Below are 21,686 nucleotides of genomic sequence, written 5' to 3'. Positions count from 1 at the left end.
GCCGCACGGCAAAGGGAGCGAAGCTGAATGGCACGAGCAGTTCGACGCGCGCAGGAGCAGCGAGATGACGCGCCCGTATCGGTGTCACGGCGGACCCAGGTCGAGCGGCGCGACGAGGCGGAGCGGCGGATCCTCGAAGCGGCCGCGCTGATCGTCGCTGAAAACGGGCTCGAGGCGATCACGCTGGCGGAGGCCGGCGAGCGCGCCGGCTACAGTCGCGGTTTGCCGTCGCACTATTTCAAGACCAAGGCCGACCTGCTGTCGGCGCTCGGCACCTACATCATCGAATCCTTCATCACCGAACGCCGCGCTTCCGCGCCGGGGCTGACCGGCTACGACAGCCTGCTCTCGTCGTGCCGATACTACTTCGTGATGCCGGCGCGGAATCCTGTGATGGCGCGCGCCTTTCATGCCGTGCTGGCGGGCGCGCTCACCGTGCCGCCGATCACGGCCACCGTGGCGAAACTCAATCGCGAAACCCGAGGCGAGATCGCCGCCGCCCTCAGGGCGGGAATGGCCGAGGGCCGGTTGCGCGCCGATATCGATCCGGAGACCGAAAGCGCGTTGATCATCGCCACGCTGCGCGGATCGGTGGCGCAGTGGCTGGTCGATCCGGAGGGACTGAATCTCGAGGTCGTCAGCGCGCACTTCATCGCGACGCTCGAACGTAGGCTGGCGAAATGAGCATCCTGCCGAACAGCGTCGAATACTGGGCCGCCAATCGCCCCGACGATATCGCCTTCATCGAGGGCGATCACCGGATGACCTGGTCGCAGCTCAACGACGCCGCGAACCGCGTCGCGCACGGCCTTGCGGCCAGAGGCGTCGTCGCCGGCGACATCGTGGTGTTGCGGACCCAGATCCGGATCGAGTGGCCGATCCTGAGCGAGGCGATCGGCAAGCTGCGCTGCTCGCTGCTCGGCCTGAACTGGCGGCTGACGCCATCGGAGACGCAGTACGTGCTGTCCAACAGCGGCGCCCAGGTCATCGTCTGCGACGATGAGGATCCGGCGGCGCTGAAGCCCGCATTCGAGGGTTTGCCGATCAAGCTCGCGGTCTCGATCGGTTCCGCGTCGCCAGGCTTCGTCGCATTCTCCGATCTGCTCGACGGGCCCGCCGAGCCGCCGCTGCATTCCACCGGACGGCCGCCGCTGATCCTCTACACATCAGGCACCACGGGCCTGCCCAAGGGCGTGGTCTCGGCGGTGCAGCCGGGCGTGCAGATGGATCAACGCACCAGCGAATATCTCCGCGACGTGGCGCAGACCCGGCGCGGTCAGCCGGGCGGCGTCTCGCTGCTGACGCTGCCGCTGCATCATGGCGCCGGCCCGTCGCAGGTCTGGGGTGCGATCCAGCTCGGCAACCCGGTGATCCTGATGCGCCGCTTCGATCCGGAAGGCGCGCTTCGCCTGATCGCAAAGCACCGCGTCACCAACTGGACCGGCGTTCCCACCATGTACAAGCGCCTGGCGGCGCTGCCGAAGGACGTGCTCGACGCTTACGACGTGTCGTCGATCCGCGCGCTGTCGGTCGGCGCAGCGCCGGTGCCCTACGAGCTCAAGCGCTGGATCATCCGCTATTTCGGCGCAGGCGTGCTTGGCGAAGGCTACGGCGCGACCGAGGTAGGCATGATCAGTTTCCTGCCGCCGGAGATGCAGGAACGCAAGCCCGGGTCCAGCGGCCGCCCGCACAAGCATGTCGACATCTCGATTCGCGATGCCGACGGGCGCGAGCTGCCGCGCAACCAGTCCGGCGAGATCTGGATCAGGACGCCGGTGACGATCCGCTCCTATCTGAACGGCAAGCCGCTCGGAGCGGACACGTGCGACGACGACGGATACTTCCGCGTCGGCGATGTCGGGATGCTCGACGACGACGGTTATCTGTTCATCACCGATCGCGCCAAGGACATGATCATCGCCGGCGGCGTCAACATCTATCCGGCCGAGATCGAGGCCGCGATCCTCAGACATCCCGATGTGCAGGACGTCGCTGTTATCGGCATCCCCGACGACGAGTTCGGCGAGCAGGTCAAGGCGTTCTGCGAGCTGAAGCCGGGCCACATTGCCGACGAGGCCGCGATCCTCGACTTCTGCCGCGACCACCTGGCTTCGTACAAGCGGCCGCGAACGCTGTCGATCGTCGATGAACTGCCACGCAACACCATGGGCAAGCTGCTCAAGCGCGAATTGCGCGAGCCCTACTGGAAGGGACGGGAGAGAAACGTATGAGTGATATTCTTGATCTGAACGGCAAGGTGACGCTGATCACCGGTGCGGGCCAGGGCGTCGGGCGCCAGATCGCGCTGCATTTCGCCGCGCACCATGCGGCGGGCATCGTCGTCAATGACTACTTCCTCGATCGCGCCGAGCAGGTCGCGCGCGAAATCGATGCCGCCGGCGGCAAGGCGATCGCGGTGCAGGCCGACGTCACCGATCTTGGCTCGGTCAAGGCGATGGTCGGCAAGGCCGAGCAGGCCTTCGGCCCGATCGACGTTCTCGTCAACAATGCCGGCAATGCCGGCGCGACCCCCGATCCCGATGCACGCAAGCCGTTCTGGGAGACCGGCCCTGAGGTCTGGAACAGCTTCATCGGCGTCAACCTCTACGGCGTCATCAACTGCGCCTCGGCCTGCATCCCGCAGATGATCGAGCGCAAGGGCGGCCGCATCGTCACTATCATCTCCGATGCCGGCCGCGCCGGTGAGGCGGGCCTCGAGGTCTATTCGGGCGCAAAGGCGGGCGCCGCGGGCTTCACGCGTGCGGTGGCGCGCTCGCTCGGCCGCCACAACATCACGGCGAACTGCGTGGCGATTGCCGCGACCCTGACGCCCGCGATCGAGGCGCGGCTGAAGGCCGATCCCGAGCGGCAGAAGAAGATGATGGAGAAATACGTCATCCGCCGCCCGGGCCTGCCGTCCGACGTCGCCAACATGGTGCTGTTCCTTGCCTCCGATGCGAGTGCGTGGATCACCGGCCAGACCTATCCGGTCAATGGCGGCTTTACCTTCGCATTGTGAGGCGTAGCGATGACTACTGAGAGCGAACAGGTCGTTCTGACCGAACGGCGCGGCCACATCCTGGTCGTCACCCTGAACCGTCCCGAAGCGCGCAACGCGTGCAACGCTGCGCTCGCGCACGGCATCTGCGATGCGATGGATCTGCTCGACGCGGAGGATGCGCTGTTCGCGGGCGTCATCACCGGCGCGGGCGGCAACTTCTCGGCCGGCGCCGATCTCAAGGCGGTCGCGCGCGGCGAGCGCGGCGTGACGGAACGCGGCGGCTTCGGACTGTTTCGCCGGCCGCCGCGCAAGCCGCTGATCGCGGCCGTCGAGGGCTATGCCGTCGGCGGCGGGCTCGAGCTCTGCCTGTCCTGCGATCTGATCGTTGCCGCACGTGACGCCAAGATGGGACTGCCGGAAGTCAGGCACAATGTCGTCGCCATCGGCGGCGGCCCTGTTCCGACTGCCAAAGCGGATCCCCTATCACGTCGCCATGGAGCTAGCGCTGACCGGACAGTTCAAGGGCGCGGGGTACTTCGAGCGCCTCGGCCTCGTGAACCGGCTCGTCGAACCGGGGCAGGCGCTCGAGGCGGCGGTTGCCTTCGGCAACGAGCTCCTCGTCAATGGCCCGACGGCACTCGCTGCGTCGAAGGAGATCATCTTCCAGGCCGCGAACTGGACCGATGAAGAGGGCTGGACCGCGCAGGGGCCGATCGCAGAACGCGCACTGAAGTCCGAGGATCGCACCGAGGGGCTGAAGGCATTCGCCGAAAAGCGCAAGCCGGTCTGGAAGGGACGCTGATCATGCAGGCCGCTGCCCGCCGGAGCGCGCTCCCCGCTGCGATCGCACAGCGGCTTCGCCTGCCGCTGATCGCGGCGCCAATGCTGCGTGTCTCCGGCGTCGATCTCGTGACGGCGGTCTGCCGCTCCGGCGCGATCGGCGCGTTTCCAACCGCGAACGCTCGCTCGGTCGAAGAGCTCGATGCCTGGCTGGATCAGATCGAGCGCAATGTCGCCGATCTCGGCCGGCCGGCCGCGCCGCATTGTCCGAACCTCATCATCCGCCAGCCGCGCTTCAAGGATGATCTCGCCTGTCTCGTCCGGCACAAGGTCGAGATGGTCATCACCAGCGTCGGTTCGCCGGCGGCGGCGGTCGCGCCGCTGCATGATGTCGGTTGTCTCGTGCTCGCAGACATCGCTTCGCTCCGTCATGCCGAGAAGGCGATCGAGGCGGGCGCCGACGGCCTGATCCTGCTCACCGCCGGTGCCGGCGGGCAGACCGGCTGGGCCAATCCATTCGCCTTCGTGCGCGCGGTGCGCGCCATGTTCGATGGCCCGGTCGTGCTCGCGGGCGGCGTGACTGATGGCACCGCGCTCGCCGCGGCGCGGCTGCTCGGCTGCGATCTCGCCTATATGGGAACGCGCTTCATTGCAGCGCGCGAGAGCATGGCGAGCGATGCCTATCGGAGGATGCTGGTCGACAGCTCACTCGACGACATCATGCTGACGAAGGCCTTCACCGGCCTCGAGGCCAGCATGCTGCGGCCCTCGATCGTCGCGGCGGGTCTCGATCCCGCAAATCTCGATGAGTCCGTGTCGGAGGCGCGCGCGCGCGAAAAGTTCGGCGGAAAGGGCGACGCGGGAGCGCCGCGGCGCTGGATCGAGGTCTGGAGCGCCGGTCATTCGGTCTCCGGCGTGCGCGCGGTGACGGGAGCGGCCGACATCGTCGACGAGATCGCCGCGCAATATCACGTGGCATTCGAAAGAGGCGCCGCATAAGGCGCCCTAAATCCAGTGGAGGAAACCGATGAAGACGATCAGCCGTCGAACGCTGCTCGGGACGGCAGCGGCTGGGCTCGCGGCATGCATTGGCGGCAAGGCACTTGCCGGCGCCTCCTATGATCCCGGTGCCAGCGATCAGGAAATCCGCATCGGGCAGTTCGGCCCGCTCAGCGGCCCGGTGTCGTCGTTCGGCGTGCTTGCGAACGCCATGGATGCCTATTTCCGCATGCTGAATGACGCCGGCGGCATCAACGGCCGCAAGATCAAGTTCATCAACTATGACGACGCCTACAGCCCGCCGAAATCGGTTGAAGCGGCGCGGCGCCTGGTCGAGGGCGACGAGGTGCTGTTCATCGCGGGCGCGATGGGAACGCCGGGCAACATCGCCGTGCAGAAATACATGAACGCGCGCAAGGTCCCGCAGCTGTTCCTTGCGGCAGCCGCCAGCAAGCTGTCGGACCCGGCGGCCAATCCATGGACCATGGTCGGCGGATCGACCTACGAGATCGAGGGAGGTGTCGTCGGCCGCTACATTGCCGCCACCATGCCCGATGCGAAGATCGGCCTGTTGTATCAGAACGACGATGCCGGCAAGGCAACGCTGGCAGGCCTGAAGACCGGTCTCGGCGCCAGGACCGCGCAGATCACGTCGGAGCTGAATTACTCGGTCGGCGATCCGACCATCGATTCCCAGATCGTCCAGATCAAATTGTCCGGCGCCGACGTGGTGTTCCTCATCACCATCCCGAAGATGGCGAGCCAGGCATTGCGCAAGATGGCCGCGCTCGAATGGCGGCCGCAGATATTTCTCGGTGCCGGCAATGCCTCGGTCCGCGCGACGCTGAAGCCCGCGGGCTTCGCGACCGCGCAGGGCATTCTCGCTTTCGCGACGAGACAGGACCCCGGCAATCCGCTCTGGGCCGACACGCCGGATATGAAGCAATACATGGCGTTCCTCGACCGTTACGTCCCGAACGCCGATCGCGCCGACGACCTCTACGCTATCGGCTACACGGCGGCGGCTACCGCCGCCCACGTGATCAGGCAATGTGGCGACCAACTGACGCGGGCCGATATCCTGCACCAGGCGACCAGTCTGAACAGCTTCGCCGCGCCGCTGCTGATTCCCGGGATCACCCTCAACACCACGCCGAACGACTATGTGCCGATCAAGCAGTTTCAGCTGATGCGGTTCAAGGGCGAAGCCTACGAGAAGGTCGGCAAGTTGTTCACCGCGGCCTGAGGCTTCCGCCGTCCGCCGGCCCTGCCGATCACCTCGTCTGCACATCCTTGTGAAGGACGTGACGCCCTCCCTCGCGTAACGCGCGCGGGGCGCGCTGCGTAATCCTGCCACGAACACCGTAACCGCGGCTGATGATGGCATCGCAGCGAGAGGGAAGAAACATCCGCATGAATCTGTCGTTCAACATCGCCGAACAAGGCGACGGGTCCTATCGTCTGCTCGCGATCCTGCGCTGGGTTATGGTGGTGATCTTCGTGTCGTTCGGCATGCAGAAGTTCACGCTGCAATCGGCGCAAGGCATCGTGCAATTCATCAGCAACAGCCCGTTCGTCTCGTGGCTGTCGGTGTTCGGCCTTCGCGGCGAGGCCTATGTGCTCGGCGTCACCGAGTTCGGCATCGCCGTGCTGCTCGCCGCCGGCGCGTTCAGCCCGATCCTGTCCGCAATCGGCGCATTGATGGGCGTGATCACCTTTGCAGTGACCTGGTCGTTCTTCTTCACGACACCCGGGGTGGTGAAATGGAGCCTGTCGACCGACCCGATGGCCTGGAACCTGGCCGGCGAGTTCCTGTTCAAGGACATCGTGCTGCTCTGCGTCTGCCTCGTGCTGCTGCTGGCGTCGTTGCCGCGGTCGATCGTCCGGTCGCGGACTGGATAAGTGCGCGCGCCGCGGGTTCGATAGTTAAGCCATGCTTAACCACGGCATCGCGCGCGTCCCGCATCGGGAACAGGACAATCCGTCGCACGCAGCCGTGTCTTGCAAATCGAATCCCATGGGCCTACTCAACCCTTGATTGACGAATTGTTGCTAGTAAGAAACCGTCCCCCGGTTGGAGCGGAATGTGACGAAGTCAGACATATCGGCGGCGAGCCCGGCAAGCGTCGGTATTGCCTCTCCGTCGCTGCACGTTTCTGGTATTTTCAAGCGCCCCGCATTTTTTAGTTCCATTGCAGTTCCCGCGCCGTGGCTGGAGTGGGAGGGCGGTCGCGATCGTGGTTTCCGGGAGTGACCGCCGGAACAGCGATCGGGCCGCCCGTTCCCCAGCTGGAATGGGTAACGGTGCAAGACGCGCGATCGTGAATTCGGACGCGTGGGTTCCACCGCTAGGATCGCGATGTCGCCATTTCTCGATGGCTAAACAGGTCCGCCTGCGGGTCACATCGCAACATCGTCCCGAATTCGTTCTACATGAGACAATGGCTCTTCGTCCGGATCGCGGCTGTCCTGCTTGCCGTTGCCGCTAGCGTGCTGACGGGCGCGCGGGCTGATTCCGACATGGATGCGCAGATCAGGGACATCGTCACGACGGAACTGGCGCCGACCGCGACCGCGGTCGATCCGGGCGGCTTGGCCGCGGCGGTCTATGCCGGCGGCCGGGTCGCCTTCTTCAACTACGGCTTCGCCGACACTGCGGCAAAACGGCCGGTCACCTCGGACACGCTGTTCAATCTCGCCTCGCTGCGCAAGCTGTTCGAGGCAACACTGGTCGCACTCGGCACCGAGCGCGGCGAATTGCGGCTGGACGATCCCGTCGGCAAGTATTTGCCGGAGTTGCACGGCGACTATATCAGCCGCGTCACGGTCGGCGAGCTCGTCAACCATACATCGGGGCTGCTGCTGCCGACCGATCATCCGCCATGGCCGAACGAGGCCTTCAGCCAGGATCAGTTCATCGCGATGCTCAATGCCTGGACGCCCCAGACAGGAGAGCAACCGGGCAAGCAGCGCATCTACAGCCATGCCGGCTATGTCCTGCTGCAGCTGGTGCTGGAGCAGCGCTATCGCATGCCGATCGCAACGTTGATCGAGAGCCGTATCCTCAGGCCGCTCGGCATGACCTCGACCTTCGTTCCGGATCGTGGCGAGGACAATCGCGCGGCGATGGCGCCGGAAATCATGCAGCGCATAGTCCAGGGCTACTCCCATGACGGCACGGCGATCGGTCCACCCGGCAATCAGCAAAGCTATTACGATTTTCCCGGCACCGGCCAGATGTTCTCGTCGGCGCGTGATCTCGGCATGCTGCTGCGCGCCTGTCTCGACGGCGCGGTGATCGATCCCGAATTGCGCGCGGCATTGCAAGTGACCATGCGCGAGAGTTTTCGTATCGATGCGACGTTCGGGCAGGCGATGGCGTGGGAGCACGTGCGGCGGGACGGCGTCACCGTCATCGACAAGCCGGGCGGCCTCAACAATGCCTCAGCCTATATCGGCCTGGTGCCGGCGCGCCGGTTCGGCATCGTGCTGCTCGCCAATCGCGGCGACTATCCGCACGAGATCGCGCGCTACAGGATCCTGCCGGCACTCGCGCGACTTTGATCAAAACCAAGATACTCTAGCGATGCCGCGCGCCAATCCGATGACACGGCCTGCGCGGCCGGGCAGGGGATGCTATGCAAAATTCGTCATGGCGCGGAACCGTGTTCGGCTATATAAACCGGTAGCTTCTTCTCCTGCTTGAAGAGGCTGATATGACTGATTTACAAAATTCTGATTTGCGCGCTGCTGATTTGCATACTTGGCTTTCGCAGCAACCGCCCGGCCTGCGGACCTTTAGGACCTTCCAGCAAAAGCTCGAGACCCTAGGCAAGGACGACCCGGAGCAACGCGGCGTTTGCCGGCTGCTGAGCGGCCTCGTCGGCAATTACGTCGAAATCTTCGACGAGGAGCCGCTGCCGGTCGCGGTCGCCGACCGCGCCTATGGCCGCCTGCTCGATCTCGTCGCAAGCCTCGATCTCAAGGGCAATCCCGATCGCCGCCTCGCCGACATCAACCGCATCGCGTCCTGCGATCTGCTGAATTGATCGCGCGTCATCCTCGCGCGGCGGCGAGCTCGCGGTAGAGTGCGGCGTAGCGGCCGGCGCGATTGTGCCAGGAGACATCGGTGGCCATGCCGGCCTGCTGCAGCCGGCGCCAGGTCACCTTGTCGTTGAACAGCAGGTTCGCCGTGCGCAAGCCATGGGCGAGCGCTTCCGAGGTCACGGGTGCGAACTTGACGCCGGTCGCAGCACTGCCGGTGACTGCGGCTTCGTCGAAGCCCAGCACGGTGTCGGCAAGGCCGCCGACATTGGCAACGATCGGGACCGCGCCGTAGCGTAGCGCGCAGAGCTGGGTGAGGCCGCACGGCTCGAACCGCGACGGCACCGCGAGCGCATCGGAGCCTGCCTGGATCAGATGCGCCAGCGCCTCGTCATAGCCGATCACCACCGCGATCCGCCCGGGATTGTCGCGCGCTAGCGCGGCGTAGCGATCCTGCAGATCGCGATCGCCGCTGCCGAGCAGCGCGAGCTGAATGCCTTCGCCGAGCAATGTCGGAATGTTCTCCAGCAGCAGGTCGAGCCCCTTCTGCCATGACAGCCGGCTGATGACGCCGAGCAGCATCGCATCCGGCGCCGGATCAAGCCCGAAGCGCTGCTGCAGCGCGGCCTTGTTGGCCGCGCGCCCCGCCATTTGCCCGGTGCTGAAGCGCGCCGCGATGTCGGGATCGGTGGCCGGATTCCACACATCGATGTCGATGCCGTTGAGGATGCCGCTCAGCACGTCGGAGCGCTCGCGCAGCAGGCCGCCGAGTCCCATGCCGCCTTCGTCGCTCTGGATCTCCTGCGCATAGGTCGGCGACACCGTGGTGATGCGGTCGGCGAATTGCAGGCCGGCCTTCAACAGGCTGATGGTGCCGTAATATTCGACGCCGTGAAGCGAATAGGCCTCGCTTGGCAGGCCGAACACCGCCAGCATGTCCGGCGAGAATTGTCCCTGATAGGCGAGGTTGTGCACGGTCATCACCGTGCCCGGCCGCGGCTGCGCGCCATAATGCAGATAGGCCGGCGCGAGCCCGGCCTGCCAGTCATGCGCATGCACGATGTCGGGGGCGAAGCCCTCGATCGCACCCCGGCCGATTTCGGCCGCCATCCGCGACAGCGCCGCAAAACGGATGCCGTTGTCGGGCCAGTCGCGTCCGTCGGGACCGACATAGGGATTGCCGGGGCGCGCATAGAGATGCGGCGCGTCGAGCGCAACAAGATCGAGACCGTCATGGGTGCCGCCGAGCACGCGGATCGGCCCGCCGTAAAATTCTCCCCAGTTCAGCAGCGTCTCCGCCGAGGCCAGCGCCTTGAGCACATCGGGATAGCCGGGCACCAGCGTCCGCGTCGCGACGCCGTGCTGCTTCAACGCCGCCGGCAGCGCGCCGACCACGTCGGCGAGGCCGCCGGTCTTGACGATCGGGTAGACTTCCGAGGCGACCGCGAGGACGCGGATGGGCGTCATGTCGGGAGCCTGTCGATCATCGTTTGCGTGATCAGCGTGATCCCGTTCTCGGTGGTGCGGAAGCGCTTGCCGTCGAATTCGGGATCCTCGCCGACCACCAGCCCTTCCGGAATCCGCACGCCGCGATCGATCACGACGTTTCGGAGCCGTGCGCCGCGGCCGACATTCACATAGGGCATGATCACCGCGTTCTCGACATTGGCGTAGGAATTGACGTGGACGCCGGTGAACAGCAGCGATCGGCGCAGCGCCGCGCCCGAGATGATGCAGGCGCCCGAGACCAGCGAGGTGACGGCCTGGCCGCGCCGTCCGTCCTCGTCGTGGACGAATTTGGCGGGCGGGGTGATCTCGGCATAGGTCCAGATCGGCCATGCGCGGTCGTAGAGATCGAGCTCCGGCACGACGTCGGTGAGATCGATATTGGCGCCCCAATAGGCGTCGACGGTGCCGACATCGCGCCAGTAGGAGCGGGGATCGTCGCCGGAGCGGACGCAGGAATCGTTGAACTGATGCGCCACCGCGCGGCCGTGCTTGACGATATAGGGGATGATGTCCCTGCCGAAATCATGGTTGGAATTCGGATCGGCGGCATCGCGGCGCAATTCATCGAACAGGAATTGCGAGTCGAACACGTAGATGCCCATGCTGGCGAGCGACTTGTCGGGCTTGCCGGGCATCGGCGGCGGATCGGACGGCTTCTCCAGGAACGACTGGATCAGGCCGTTGTCGTCGACATGCATGATGCCGAAGCCGCTGGATTCCGTGCGCGGCATTTCGAGGCAGCCGACCGTGACGTCGGCGCCGCTCTCGACATGCTGCTTCAGCATCACCTCGTAGTCCATCTTGTAGATATGGTCGCCGGCGAGCACCAGAATGTACTTGGTGCCGTGCGCCTCGAGGATATCGATGTTCTGATACACGGCGTCCGCCGTGCCGAGATACCAGTTGGTCTCGGAGACGCGCTGGCTTGCGGGCAGGATGTCAAAACTCTCGTTTCGTTCCGGGCGGAAGAAGTTCCAGCCGCCTTGCAGATGTCGGATCAGGCTGTGCGCCTTGTACTGGGTCGCCACCGCGATGCGGCGGATGCCCGAGTTTACGGCGTTGGAGAGCGCGAAATCGATGATGCGGGACTTGCCGCCGAAATACACCGCCGGCTTGGCGCGCCCTGTCGGTGAGCTCCTGAAGTCTGCTGCCGCGTCCGCCGGCCAGCACATAGGCGAGGGCGTGACGCGACAATGGTTCATTTCCGACTGATCTCATGGTCATCCTCCCAGAACTCCAGGCGTGGCCCCGCTACCTTCTCTTGTCCGGAAGGCCTGATCGGGCGCCAACGGGGCCGATTGGAACGTTAGCAAGCGCGCCCCGGTTGGGCAAAGCGGGATGGCGGATTTTCGTTCCCGGACCCCGGCTCGTGAAGATCGGGGTTGCGGGCTGGTTAAGGCTATTGACGGCGCGCGATTTCGGCCTAGAGCAGGCCTGCGCATTTCCTGCCCAAGGCCGCCATCTCATGACAGTTTCTTCCGTCACACCCCAGACCATCCGCACAACGCTGCTGCTGCGCGAGGAGATCGCGCTGCTCGATGTCAGGCATGAGGCGGACTTCGCCACCGGCCATCCGCTGTTTGCCGCCAACATGGCGGCCGGCCGGATCGCGCTGGAAGCCGAGCTGCGATTGCCGCGCAAGGATGTGCCGATCGTTCTCTATGACAATGGCGAGGGACTGGTCGCTGCCGCGGCCGGCGAGTTGCAGGCGCTGGGCTACAGCAACGTCGCGGCGCTTGCCGACGGCCTGCAGGGCTGGAAGTCGGCCGGTTGCGAGGTGTTCGAGGACGTCAATTCCTACGCCAAGGCCTTCGGCGAGCTGGTCGAGGCGCGCAGGCACACGCCCTCGCTGAGCGCCGACGAGGTCGCCGCGTTGATATCCGACAAGGCAAACATCGCGATCCTCGATGTCCGCCGCTTCGACGAATACGCCACCATGAATATCCCGGGCTCGGTCAGCGTGCCCGGCGCGGAGCTGGTGCTGCGCGCAGGGAGCGCGGCGCCCGATCCCGACACCACCATCATCGTCAACTGCGCCGGCCGCACCCGCTCGATCATCGGCACGCAGTCGCTGATCAATGCCGGGCTGCCGAACAAGGTGCGGGCGCTACGCAACGGCACGATCGGCTGGACGCTTGCGAAACACGATCTCGAACACGGCGCCGGCAAGCGCGGCGGCGTCGGGCCGTTCGAAGGAGCCGCCGACAATGCGCGCGACGTCGCCTATCGCGCCGGCGTCCGCCGCATCGGCGCGGCTGAACTCGCCGCGCTGGAAAACGACGCACACCGCACGCTGTATCGCTTCGACGTCCGCGACGCCGAGGAATACGCCGCCGGTCATCTGGCCGGCTTCCGCCACTATGCGGGCGGCCAGCTGGTGCAGGAAATCGACATGGCCGCGCCGGTGCGCGGCGCCCGCATCGTGCTGACCGACGACAAGAGAATCCGCGCCGACATGACGGCGTCCTGGCTCGCGCAGATGGGCTGGGAGGTTTACGTGCTCGACGGCGGCTATGACGGTCCGCTGGAATTGGGGCCGCCGCGCGTCGTGCCGCGGCCCGATCCCGCGCATCGTTACCGCCGTCCCTATGAAGGCACCGGCGTCGCGGAAAAGGCGATGCAGGCCTATCTCGATTGGGAGTACGGCCTGGTCGACCAGCTGCGCCGCGACGGCACGCACGGGTTTTATGTGATCTAGCGGATGACATGGTGACGGCGGTGCGACCGCATCGGTGCCGAGTTGCTGGGGCACGCCGCCAAAATATCGAAAACAACCCCATGCAAAGTAGCCGGTGGCTGCCGGCGGACACGGCAACTTGACTCGTCGGGCAACTCAGCGGTATTGTTCTATTATTCAGAAATCGTGCAAGCCATCGTCGTCCCTGCGAAAGCAGGGACGACGATGAGGATGGCGCTCGATTCAAGGCGTCACACCACGCAGTGTCATCACCCGCGCAGGCGCAGGCGGGTGATCCGGCATTGCAGAGACCGCAGTGCTTGAGCCGAGCGGCCGCGGCGTACAGGGTGGCCCGGTCCCGTCCACGCCAAGGCTTCGACGCGGCGACGTATCCTCGGCGCGCCGAAGTCTGCTGCGAAACGTAACTCGACCCGCCGCTACTTCGGCAGCGCCACCGGCGTCAGCTTGAACGGGCCGGGGTCTTTGCCCTTGTTGTCGCCGATCACGTAGGACAGCTTGCCTTCGGCAACCCAACCGACATCGCCGACCTGCGTCACCGAGACCGGCTCGGCCAGGCCATCCTTGATGGTGTCGATGGTGGCCTCGTTGCCATTCACCGTGACCTTGTCGAGCTTGCCATTGCCCTCGATCAGTAGGAAGCCGTTGCCATGGGCGCGCAGCGCGTCGGCATGGTCGAGCGGCCGCGACGGCTTCAGCTCCGTCACCGCGCCGGCCTTGCCGTCCTTCATCTCGATCTTGAACAGCTTGGCTGGAATGAAGGTCGTGACATAGAGGTTGCCGTCGGCGCCGATCGCGACGCCGTCGAGGCCGACGCCGTCCTTGGCCGGCGCGAGCTGCGGATCGGTGGCGAAGGTCGCCAGTGCCGTGCCGCCGGGCTTCAGGCTGTAGACGAACGGCGCGAAGGAATCGCTGACATAGGCGGTGCCGTCGGCGCCGACCACGATATCGTTGCAGAACGACTTCGGATCGCTCAGGGCGAAGCTGCCCTTCGGCGCGCCGCTCTTGAGATCGAAGGTCTTCAGCCAGGCGCCCTTGGCGTCGCTCGGCCCCGCGACGCCCATCGCGCTGATGTCGTTGGAGCAGACATAGAGCGTGCCGCTCTTCTCGTCGGCGAGCACGCCCAAGGTCGAGCGGCTGTCGGCGGCACCGGGCTTGACCAGTTGCTCGGCCTTGCCGCCCGAGATCTTGGTCACCCCGCCTTGGTTGAAGCTGCCGACGTAAAGCGCCCCGTCGGAGGTCGAGGTCACGCTCTCCGGAAAGCTCTTGTCGGGGACGCCGACCGGAGCCGTTTCGGCGCGGGCTACGGCGGCCGTGCCGAGCGCGAGGATGATGGAAGCAGCGCTCACTAGAGTCTTGGTTTGACGCGTTTTCTTCACGCGAACCGGTATCCACTTCGCTCGAAAACGCTGCAGAGATGCGCGGCGGATCTTGAGCAGTTCTCCCGTTGCGCGCGGATGTCCCGCGTCGCCGTTATTTTTTATCATGATCGCGTTTCCTCGATGAACCTGGTTGGACCAGGCAGGAATTGTGAGGCGATCGTCTCCGGTCGATGGTTGTTGTCTGCAGGGTTCCCGACCGGATTGCTCACCCGCCTGCCTTGTCGTCTCGATATATACGATAGTATATAGCGCAAGGAAAGCTGCAGAGAGGGAAGCCCGCGGAGAAGGAAGCTGCGACGGCGGGAGAGCGCGTCATGGAGCGGGAACTGGCGTCACGCCGCCAATGCCTGTGCCGCGGTGGCGTCATCGATGGGCTGGCCGACGATGGTGCGATCGGATTCGAACCACGGATCGGCCTGTTTACGGATGAGTGTGCGTTCGTCTGCAACGAATGCACCGCGAGCCTGATCGCGGCCGCAGCACGGCGCAGGCAGGAGACGGTTCGGCGCAAATAGATGAGTGCGACGCAACTCAGTCGGGGCTGAATGCGTCGTACACCAGTTTCCTGAACGCCGGCGTGATGCGCTGGCGTTCGTTCTGGGTCTGCTCGAGCATGATGTAGATCATGTCGAGCTTCGGATCGACGCCGAAATAGGTGCCGCTGCCGCTGTCCCATTTCAATTCGCCGATCGAGCCGGGCGGCGGCGGCTTTGCAATGCCGGGATCGGTGCGCACGGCGATGCCGTAGCCATAACCGAAGCCGTCGCCGGGGAAGTACCAGTAGTCGCGGCCGACGCCGGAGCCCGGCCCGATATGGTCCGTCGTCATGGTCTTGAAGGCTAACGGGCTCAGATAGCGTTTGCCGTCGAGCTCGCCGCCATTGAGCAGCATCTGCGCGAAGCGCGCATAGTCGAGGATGGTCGACACCAGGCCGCCGCCGCCGGATTCCCACTCCGGATGCGCGCGCCGGTCGTTCTCCCCCGCGATCAGGATCGTGTCCGACGGCAGCGGCTCGGCCAGCCGCGTCCGTTCGGTTTCCGCATCGAGCACGTATCTGGTGTCGTTCATCTTCAGGGGATCGAAGATGCGCTCCTTCTCGAACTGATAGAGCGTCTTGCCCGCGACGATCTCGATCACCCGGCCGAGCACGTCGGTGGAATGACCATAGCGCCACATCGTGCCCGGCTGCCGCGACAACGGCAGCTTGGCGAGCCGCGCGGCGAATTCCTTGTTGTCGAACTTGCCGTCGAACAGATGTCCTGCGCGGTAGAGCTTCTGGATCCAGTCGGCGCCGATATATTCGTAGGTGATGCCCGAGGTATGCCGCATCAGGTCCTCGATCGTGACCGGGCGGATCGGCGGCACCAGCTCCAGTTTGCTGATATCGTTGCCGCCATCCGGCTCGATGCCGACCTTTACGTCGGCGAACGCCGGAATGTATTTCGACAGCGGGTCCTGCGGCGACAGCCTGCCTTCGTCGACCAGCATCATCGCGGCGGTGTTGGTGATCGGCTTGGTCATCGAATGCAGCGCGAACATCGTGTCCGCGCCGCATCGGCGACCTGGTCGTGACGTCGCGATAGCCAAAAGTCTTCAGATAGACCGGCTTGCCGTGCTGCTGGATCAGGATGGCGGCGCCCGGAATTTTTCCTGTCGCAACCTCGTTGTCGAAGAACGCGGTGATGCGTTCGAGCTTCTCCGGCGACGGGGCAGGGGCATCGGTCGCGCGCACGGCACTTGATGTGACAAGTGCAAGACACACGATCGCGGTCACTACCTCACGAAGCGTCCGCACGGCAGTGTGGAATGCTCGATCGTATCCGCCTGACATTGAAAGCCGCCCCTGCCTGATGCCCTGGACGCCGCAGTTTTAGCGCAGGCGCCCCCGCACCATAATCATTTTCGGGCGAGTTTATTCCCTGACGATGGTTGAAAATTTACACAATTTGCGTGGCGCCGACCGGCGTGCGCACGGCATTCGACAGCACCTGCAGCGCCTGGCTCAGTTCGGCACGATTGCGCGCTGCGCCGAGCGAGACACGCAAGCCGCGCGGCGCGGCATCGCCTGCCGCAAAGGCGTCTTCGCCGACTACGGCGAGGCCATTGCGCATCAGGTGCGACAGCAGGTCGGTGCCGTCGAAATGTTTTGGCAGCGGCATCCAGAGATGGTGGCTCGCCGGCCGCGCCGCATAGGTGACGCCCTTGAGGAAGCGAGCCGCGAGCTGCTGGCGCGCCGCCGCCTCGTTGCGGATGGCGCGGATGATGTCGGCGGCGACGCCGGAGCGCAGCCATTGCGTGACCAGCGCGACCATCAGCGATGGCGGCATCTGCATGGTGGCCTGCATGCCGGCGCGCATCCGCTGCTCAGCGCTCGCATCGGGCGCCAGCAGATAGGCGACGCGCAAGGCCGGCGCGATGCATTTGGCGATGCTCGCGGCAAGGTAGGTGCGTTCGGGAATCAGCGTGGCGATCGGTGCCACCTGCGGTTCGAGTGGGCCGTACACATCGTCCTCGATCAGGACGCAGCCGCGCTTCCGGATGATGTCGGCGATCGCCTTGCGTCTGATAGCGCTCATCGTCGCCGTGGTCGGGTTCTGCTGTGTCGGCACCAGATAGACGGCCTTCGGCTTGTGCTTGCGGCAAGCGTCGTCGAGCGCATCGGGCCTGGCGCCCTCGGCGTCCATGGCAACGCCGACGAGGCGGACATCGAGCCGCGCGGCCGCGGCCTTGATGCCGGGAAACGTCAACGCCTCCGTCACCACGACATCCCCGGGCGAAGTCAGCGCCAGCAGGGCATTGAAGATGATCGCCTGCGATCCCGGATAGATCACGATGCGGTCGGCCGATGCCTGCGGCACGCGCGGCTGCAGCCACGCGGCGCCGACCTCGCGTTCGTCGGCGGTGCCGCCGGGGCGCGCATAGCCGAGATAGGCGGAGAACCCGGCTTCGGAGCGGATGGTCGCCAACCCCTGCGCGATGCGCAGGTCGAGATTGGCCTCGACCGGCTGCGGCGGCAAATTCATCGACAGGTCGATGTTGACTGGGGCGGGCAGATCGGACGCCGCGCGCGCCGTGGTCTCCGAGACGAAGGTGCCCTGGCCGACCCGGGCGTCGAGCAGCCCGCGCCGCCGCGCCTCGCCATAGGCGCGCGTCACCGTGGTGAGATCGATGTCGAGCGCCGACGCCAGTGCGCGGTGGGTCGGCAGCCGCTGGCCGCGCACCAGTCGGCCGCTCGCGATGTCGGCGGCGAGCGCATCGACGATGCGCAGGAACATCGGGCCGTGCCATTCCGAAACTGTAGGGATCCAATCCATGCAATCTGGCGCTTTGTCTTTGATTGTATGCTCGATAATGCATATTGTATGGATCATCAGATCAGGTCAAGGACGATGGTCATGACGGAGACAGTTTCCCTTCCCAAGGCAATGTGGCGCGGCTTTACGATGAAGTGCCCGAACTGCGGGCGCGGCCAACTGTTCGGCCGCTTCCTCAAGGTGGCGGATCATTGCGAGGTCTGCGGCGAGGACTTCACCCCGCAGCGCGCGGACGATTTTCCGGCCTATCTCGTGATCGTCGTGGTCGGCCACGTCGTGGTGCCGGCGCTGCTCTGGATGGAAATGACCTACGCGCCGCCGGCCTGGCTGCAACTGGCGATCTGGCTGCCGTTCACGCTGTTCAGCGCGCTCGGACTGCTGCAGCCGACCAAGGGCGCGATCGTCGGCTTGCAATGGCAGCTCGGGATGGAGGGATTTGCGGCGACGCGGCGTGCGGCTGCGCCGGTGCGGGCGCGCAGCAATGTCGGCACTGTAGGCGGATTAGCGGAGCGTAATCCGCCGCGCTACTCGCGATAAAGATGGTGGGTTACGTCTTCGGCTAACCCACCCTGCACAATTGCGTAGCCCGGATGAGCGAAGCGAGATCCGGGAACAGTAGCCCCGCATATCGCTTCGCTCCATCCGGGCTACGGATCGTCAAATCGGATGGTGATGCGGCCGGAACATGCGGCCCTTTTCCGTCACCAGCACCACGGCGAGCGCGGCCAGCGTGCAGAGGAAGAAGCCGGTCGCGAACGGCAGCAGCGTGCCGTCGTAGTCCTGGCCGATCGTGGTGCCGACACCGATCCCGAGCAGGGTGGTGATGGTGCCGTAGAGCGACGACGCGGTGCCGGCGATCTTGCCTTGCGGCTCCATCGCAAGCGCGGTGAAGTTCGCCATCATCAGCCCGAATGCGAACATCATCAGGCCCGACAGCACCATGAACAGCGGCAGCGACAGCGTGTCGGTCTTCACCGCGATGAACAGCGCGCCTGCGACGACGGCAAAGCCGGTCAGCGCGGCGTGCGAGATCACCCGCATGCCGATGCGGCCGACGATGCGCGAATTGAGGAAGCCGGCGATCGCGACGCCGACCGCGCACGCGGCGAACGCGACCGGGAAGTAATGTCCGAGCTTGAAGACCTCGGTGAAGATCTGTTGCGACGAGAACACGAAGGCAAACAGCGAGCCCTGCACGCCGCCGGCCGCGAGCGCGTAGCCGAGCGTCTGGCGGTTGGTGACGGTCTGGCGGAACGCGGACAGCACGTCCGGGATCGCCAGCGACTTGCGGTTCTCCGGCGCCAGCGTCTCCGGCATCCGGAGCGCGCTCCAGGCCAGCGCGATCACCCCGTAAATCATCAGGATGACAAAGATGCCATGCCAATTTGTCAGCAGCATCACGGCCTGGCCGAATGACGGCGCGATGACGGGGACCGCGATGAACACCATCATCGCAAGCGACATCACGCTCGCCATCCGCCGTCCGGCGTAGCAGTCGCGCACGATTGAGGTCGCGATCACGCGGGTTGCCGCGGTGCCGAGCCCTTGCAGTGCGCGCGCCAGCAGCAGCGTCTCGAACGAGGGCGCCATGATCGCGAGCAGGCCGGCGATGGTGTAGACGGTCATGCCGCCGAGCAGCACCGGGCGGCGGCCGAAGCGGTCCGACAGCGGGCCCATCACGAACTGGCCGACGCCGAAGCCGACCAGGAAGATCGACAGCACCATTTGCGGACGGTTGGCGTCGGCGATCTGGAACGCAGACCGGATGTTCGGCAGCGCCGGCAGCATCATGTCCATCGCCAGCGGGTTCAGCGCCATGATGGATGCGATGACGACGACGAATTCCGGAAAGCCCATCGGGCGGTGGCCTGAGGACACCCAGGCATCGGCATTGATGTCAGACACTTAAAACCTCTTGGAGACTCCCAGCATAACGGCCTTGCTGCATTGCACAATCGGCGTTTTGGGATGGGAGACCGTCGGCGGCGGGTGAGGTAGCCGGGTCATGGAACCGGCCCCGAGGGCATTGGATGGCGCAATATCGTTGCTTCTGCAACTATTTTGCTCGTCCCGCGCCGGAAGCTCTGCTATCCCGGTACCAGCATCCGTGCGGGCAGGCGCATCGCGGCCGGTCAAGCCCGCACGGCCAAAAACGGGTTTTGGGGAGGCCACATGTCCATCGAAATCTCCGCGCGCTCGCGCGGCGCTACGCTGTCGGATGAGGAGCGCAAGGTCCTCACCGCAACGCTCGTCGGTACCACGATCGAGTGGTACGACTTCTTCGTCTACGCTCAGGCCGCGGGCCTGGTGTTCGGCGCGCTGTTCTTTGCGCCGATGAACGCAAACAATCCGCTGCTGGCGCAGATCGTCTCGTTCGCGACGCTCGGCCTCTCATTCCTGTTCCGCCCGTTAGGGGCCATCGTCTGCGGCCATCTCGGCGACCGCTTTGGGCGCAAGAATATGCTGGTCGTCACGCTGCTGTTGATGGGCGCTGCGACCGCGCTGGTCGGCCTGCTGCCGACCTACGCGCAGATCGGCGCCTGGGCGCCGGCACTCCTTATTCTGCTCCGCATCCTGCAGGGCTTCTCGGCCGGCGGCGAGTGGGGCGGCGCGGCGTTGATGTCGGTGGAGTCGGCGCCTCGCGACAAGCGCAGCTTCTTCGGCTCGTTCCCGCAGATCGGCACGCCGCTCGGCATGATCCTGGCAACCGGCGTGTTGTGGGTGCTGACGGCGACGCTCGGCAAGCAGGCGATGATCGAGTGGGGTTGGCGGATTCCGTTCCTGCTCTCGATCCTCCTGATCGTCGTCGGCATCATGATCCGCCGCACCGTCGAGGAATCGCCGGTGTTCCTGGCAATGCAGCGCCGGCACAAGGAATCCTCGGCGCCGCTCAAGGAGCTGATGCGCAATCACAGCAAGGAGATCCTGCGCACGGCGTTGATCTTCATGGCCAACAATGCGGCCGGTTACATCCTGATCGCGTTCATCATCAGCTACGGCACCAACACGCTGAAGATGCCGTCGGAGCAGCTGCTGCTGATCGGCACGCTGGCGGCGGTGAGCTGGTTCATCTTCACGCTCTTGGGCGGCATCCTCGGCGACAAAATAGGCCGCGTGCGCTGCTTCCAGATCGGCTATGGGCTGATGGTGCTGTGGGCGGTGCCGATGTGGTTTTTGATCGACAGCAAGAACCTGCTGCTGTTCTTCGCCGGCGCCGTCGGGCTCACCATCGCGCTCGGCCTGTCCTATGGCCCGCAGGCGGCGCTCTATGCCGAGCTATTCCCGGCCAAGGTGCGCTATTCCGGCGTCTCGATCGGCTACGCGCTCGGCGCCATCTTCGGCGGCGCCTTCGCGCCGATGATCGCGCAATGGATCATCGGCACCTATGGCCAGTCCTGGCGCGTTGGCGTCTATATCGCGGTGCTGTCGCTGATCTCGCTGATCACGGTGTCGACGATCAAGGATCCGCAGGGCGTCGATCTGAATGTGAATGACGCGGGCGCGTAGTGGCTCTGTGGATGGGGTGGATCAGCGTCAAGGCGTCATCCACCTCTTTGTCGCGGTAGATTACGCCTTTGGCTACAGCGTGAACCTAAATACGGAGCGGTCGGGGACGTCCGCTTCCGTGCGCATTCTGAACGCGAACGAGCGGCAAATCGTCCCCATGGCGGCAAGTCGTTCGGCAGCAGGCGCCACGGGCAGCCCGCTCGCGTGACACAGAAGACGCTGTTGACGATCTCGCGCGTCGATCATTCGCGCAGCCTGCCCGTCACGCCAGGCCTTGGCAGGCGCGGCGCGATCACGCGCCACTCGACGTATGTCAGATCGGTCTGGTACCGGGCGACAATGCGGCTATGCTAGTGTCCGATAGTTGGCGTCCACACGGCGAATCCAGGTCGGCTCGGGAAACCCCTGAAATCGCGGCGGGTGCCAAAGACACAACCCTTTTTCAAGAACTGCCT

18 protein-coding genes and 3 pseudogenes are annotated in these 21,686 nt (G+C 65.2%); 14 read left to right on the top strand and 7 right to left on the bottom strand.

Translation table 11 applies throughout. From position 1 onward, the window contains the following. The first annotated feature begins 27 nt into the window (after nt 1–27). The 10 genes and pseudogenes from ACVIGB_RS20665 (at nt 28) to ACVIGB_RS20620 (ending at nt 8,829) form a co-directional block, all read left to right on the top strand. Nucleotides 28–684 (top strand): TetR/AcrR family transcriptional regulator, encoded by a 657-nt coding sequence (locus tag ACVIGB_RS20665; protein WP_456721262.1) that lies wholly within the window; start codon nt 28–30, stop codon nt 682–684. Continuing rightward, the gene (locus ACVIGB_RS20660; protein WP_456721263.1) at nt 681–2,231 is read left to right on the top strand and encodes a class I adenylate-forming enzyme family protein; all 1,551 of its coding nucleotides are present in this window, start codon (nt 681–683) and stop codon (nt 2,229–2,231) included. Before ACVIGB_RS20665 ends, ACVIGB_RS20660 begins: the two co-directional genes overlap by 4 nt. Then, a complete protein-coding gene (locus ACVIGB_RS20655) occupies nt 2,228–3,019 on the top strand; it encodes an SDR family NAD(P)-dependent oxidoreductase (protein WP_456721264.1) in 792 nt (263 codons plus the stop codon). The genes ACVIGB_RS20660 and ACVIGB_RS20655 overlap by 4 nt, the downstream gene beginning before the upstream one ends. A gap of 9 nt (nt 3,020–3,028) precedes the next feature. After that, a pseudogene (locus ACVIGB_RS20650) lies at nt 3,029–3,382 on the top strand (enoyl-CoA hydratase-related protein); the annotation flags it as partial. Nucleotides 3,383–3,431: 49 nt separating this feature from the next. After that, complete coding sequence (locus ACVIGB_RS20645; protein WP_456749198.1) at nt 3,432–3,803, top strand: enoyl-CoA hydratase-related protein; 372 nt, start codon at nt 3,432–3,434, stop codon at nt 3,801–3,803. A gap of 2 nt (nt 3,804–3,805) precedes the next feature. Further along, nucleotides 3,806–4,780 carry an NAD(P)H-dependent flavin oxidoreductase gene (locus tag ACVIGB_RS20640; protein ID WP_456721266.1) on the top strand — a complete coding sequence of 325 codons (975 nt, stop codon included), beginning with the start codon at nt 3,806–3,808 and terminating at the stop codon, nt 4,778–4,780. 28 nt (nt 4,781–4,808) lie between these two features. Beyond that, nucleotides 4,809–6,026 carry an ABC transporter substrate-binding protein gene (locus ACVIGB_RS20635; protein WP_456721267.1) on the top strand — a complete coding sequence of 406 codons (1,218 nt, stop codon included), beginning with the start codon at nt 4,809–4,811 and terminating at the stop codon, nt 6,024–6,026. 167 nt (nt 6,027–6,193) lie between these two features. Then, nucleotides 6,194–6,682: a DUF417 family protein gene (locus ACVIGB_RS20630; RefSeq protein ID WP_456721268.1), complete on the top strand. Its 489-nt coding sequence runs from the start codon at nt 6,194–6,196 to the stop codon at nt 6,680–6,682. Nucleotides 6,683–7,213: 531 nt separating this feature from the next. Continuing rightward, nucleotides 7,214–8,344, top strand: a complete 1,131-nt coding sequence (locus ACVIGB_RS20625) for a serine hydrolase (RefSeq protein ID WP_456721269.1) — start codon at nt 7,214–7,216, stop codon at nt 8,342–8,344. Between the two features lie 152 nt (nt 8,345–8,496). Then, entirely contained in the window at nt 8,497–8,829 is a 333-nt protein-coding gene (locus tag ACVIGB_RS20620; RefSeq protein WP_456721270.1) for a hypothetical protein, read from the top strand. A gap of 7 nt (nt 8,830–8,836) precedes the next feature. Here ACVIGB_RS20620 and glgA read toward each other — a convergent pair whose 3' ends face one another. Together glgA and glgC are read right to left on the bottom strand one after the other, a co-directional pair. After that, nucleotides 8,837–10,291: a glycogen synthase GlgA gene (glgA, locus tag ACVIGB_RS20615; protein ID WP_456721271.1), complete on the bottom strand. Its 1,455-nt coding sequence runs from the start codon at nt 10,289–10,291 to the stop codon at nt 8,837–8,839. Next, nucleotides 10,288–11,551 (bottom strand): annotated as a pseudogene (gene glgC / locus ACVIGB_RS20610) (glucose-1-phosphate adenylyltransferase). The gene glgA and the pseudogene glgC overlap by 4 nt, the downstream one beginning before the upstream one ends. A 247-nt stretch (nt 11,552–11,798) precedes the next feature. On the opposite strand from glgC, the gene ACVIGB_RS20605 reads away from it, so the two are divergent. Continuing rightward, nucleotides 11,799–13,031 carry a rhodanese-like domain-containing protein gene (locus tag ACVIGB_RS20605; RefSeq protein ID WP_456721273.1) on the top strand — a complete coding sequence of 411 codons (1,233 nt, stop codon included), beginning with the start codon at nt 11,799–11,801 and terminating at the stop codon, nt 13,029–13,031. 416 nt (nt 13,032–13,447) lie between these two features. On the opposite strand, the gene ACVIGB_RS20600 is transcribed toward ACVIGB_RS20605, so the two are convergent. Beyond that, nucleotides 13,448–14,377, bottom strand: a complete 930-nt coding sequence (locus ACVIGB_RS20600) for a hypothetical protein (protein ID WP_456721274.1) — start codon at nt 14,375–14,377, stop codon at nt 13,448–13,450. A gap of 347 nt (nt 14,378–14,724) precedes the next feature. Between ACVIGB_RS20600 and ACVIGB_RS20595 the strand changes: the two genes are divergently transcribed. Further along, complete coding sequence (locus ACVIGB_RS20595) at nt 14,725–14,925, top strand: hypothetical protein (RefSeq protein WP_092124662.1); 201 nt, start codon at nt 14,725–14,727, stop codon at nt 14,923–14,925. 16 nt (nt 14,926–14,941) lie between these two features. Here ACVIGB_RS20595 and ACVIGB_RS20590 read toward each other — a convergent pair. Then, nucleotides 14,942–16,241: pseudogene (locus ACVIGB_RS20590) on the bottom strand (serine hydrolase domain-containing protein). A gap of 106 nt (nt 16,242–16,347) precedes the next feature. Further along, nucleotides 16,348–17,724, bottom strand: coding sequence for an aminotransferase-like domain-containing protein (locus ACVIGB_RS20585; RefSeq protein WP_092124663.1), 1,377 nt, complete (start codon nt 17,722–17,724; stop codon nt 16,348–16,350). Between the two features lie 75 nt (nt 17,725–17,799). On the opposite strand from ACVIGB_RS20585, the gene ACVIGB_RS20580 reads away from it, so the two are divergent. Further along, entirely contained in the window at nt 17,800–18,261 is a 462-nt protein-coding gene (locus ACVIGB_RS20580) for a DUF983 domain-containing protein (RefSeq protein ID WP_456721275.1), read from the top strand. Between the two features lie 120 nt (nt 18,262–18,381). On the opposite strand, the gene ACVIGB_RS20575 is transcribed toward ACVIGB_RS20580, so the two are convergent. Beyond that, the gene (locus ACVIGB_RS20575; RefSeq protein WP_456725118.1) at nt 18,382–19,581 is read right to left on the bottom strand and encodes a multidrug effflux MFS transporter; all 1,200 of its coding nucleotides are present in this window, start codon (nt 19,579–19,581) and stop codon (nt 18,382–18,384) included. 315 nt (nt 19,582–19,896) lie between these two features. Here ACVIGB_RS20575 and ACVIGB_RS20570 point away from each other — a divergent pair, with 315 nt between their 5' ends. Continuing rightward, nucleotides 19,897–21,231: an MFS transporter gene (locus tag ACVIGB_RS20570; RefSeq protein WP_456749197.1), complete on the top strand. Its 1,335-nt coding sequence runs from the start codon at nt 19,897–19,899 to the stop codon at nt 21,229–21,231. Between the two features lie 35 nt (nt 21,232–21,266). On the opposite strand, the gene ACVIGB_RS20565 is transcribed toward ACVIGB_RS20570, so the two are convergent. Next, complete coding sequence (locus ACVIGB_RS20565) at nt 21,267–21,461, bottom strand: hypothetical protein (protein WP_456725119.1); 195 nt, start codon at nt 21,459–21,461, stop codon at nt 21,267–21,269. Nucleotides 21,462–21,686: the final 225 nt, after the last annotated feature.

This window comes from Bradyrhizobium sp. USDA 4341 (genome assembly GCF_054063755.1).
Note: the sequence above shows the minus strand (reverse complement) of the source record. Positions and strands in the feature narration are given on the sequence as shown.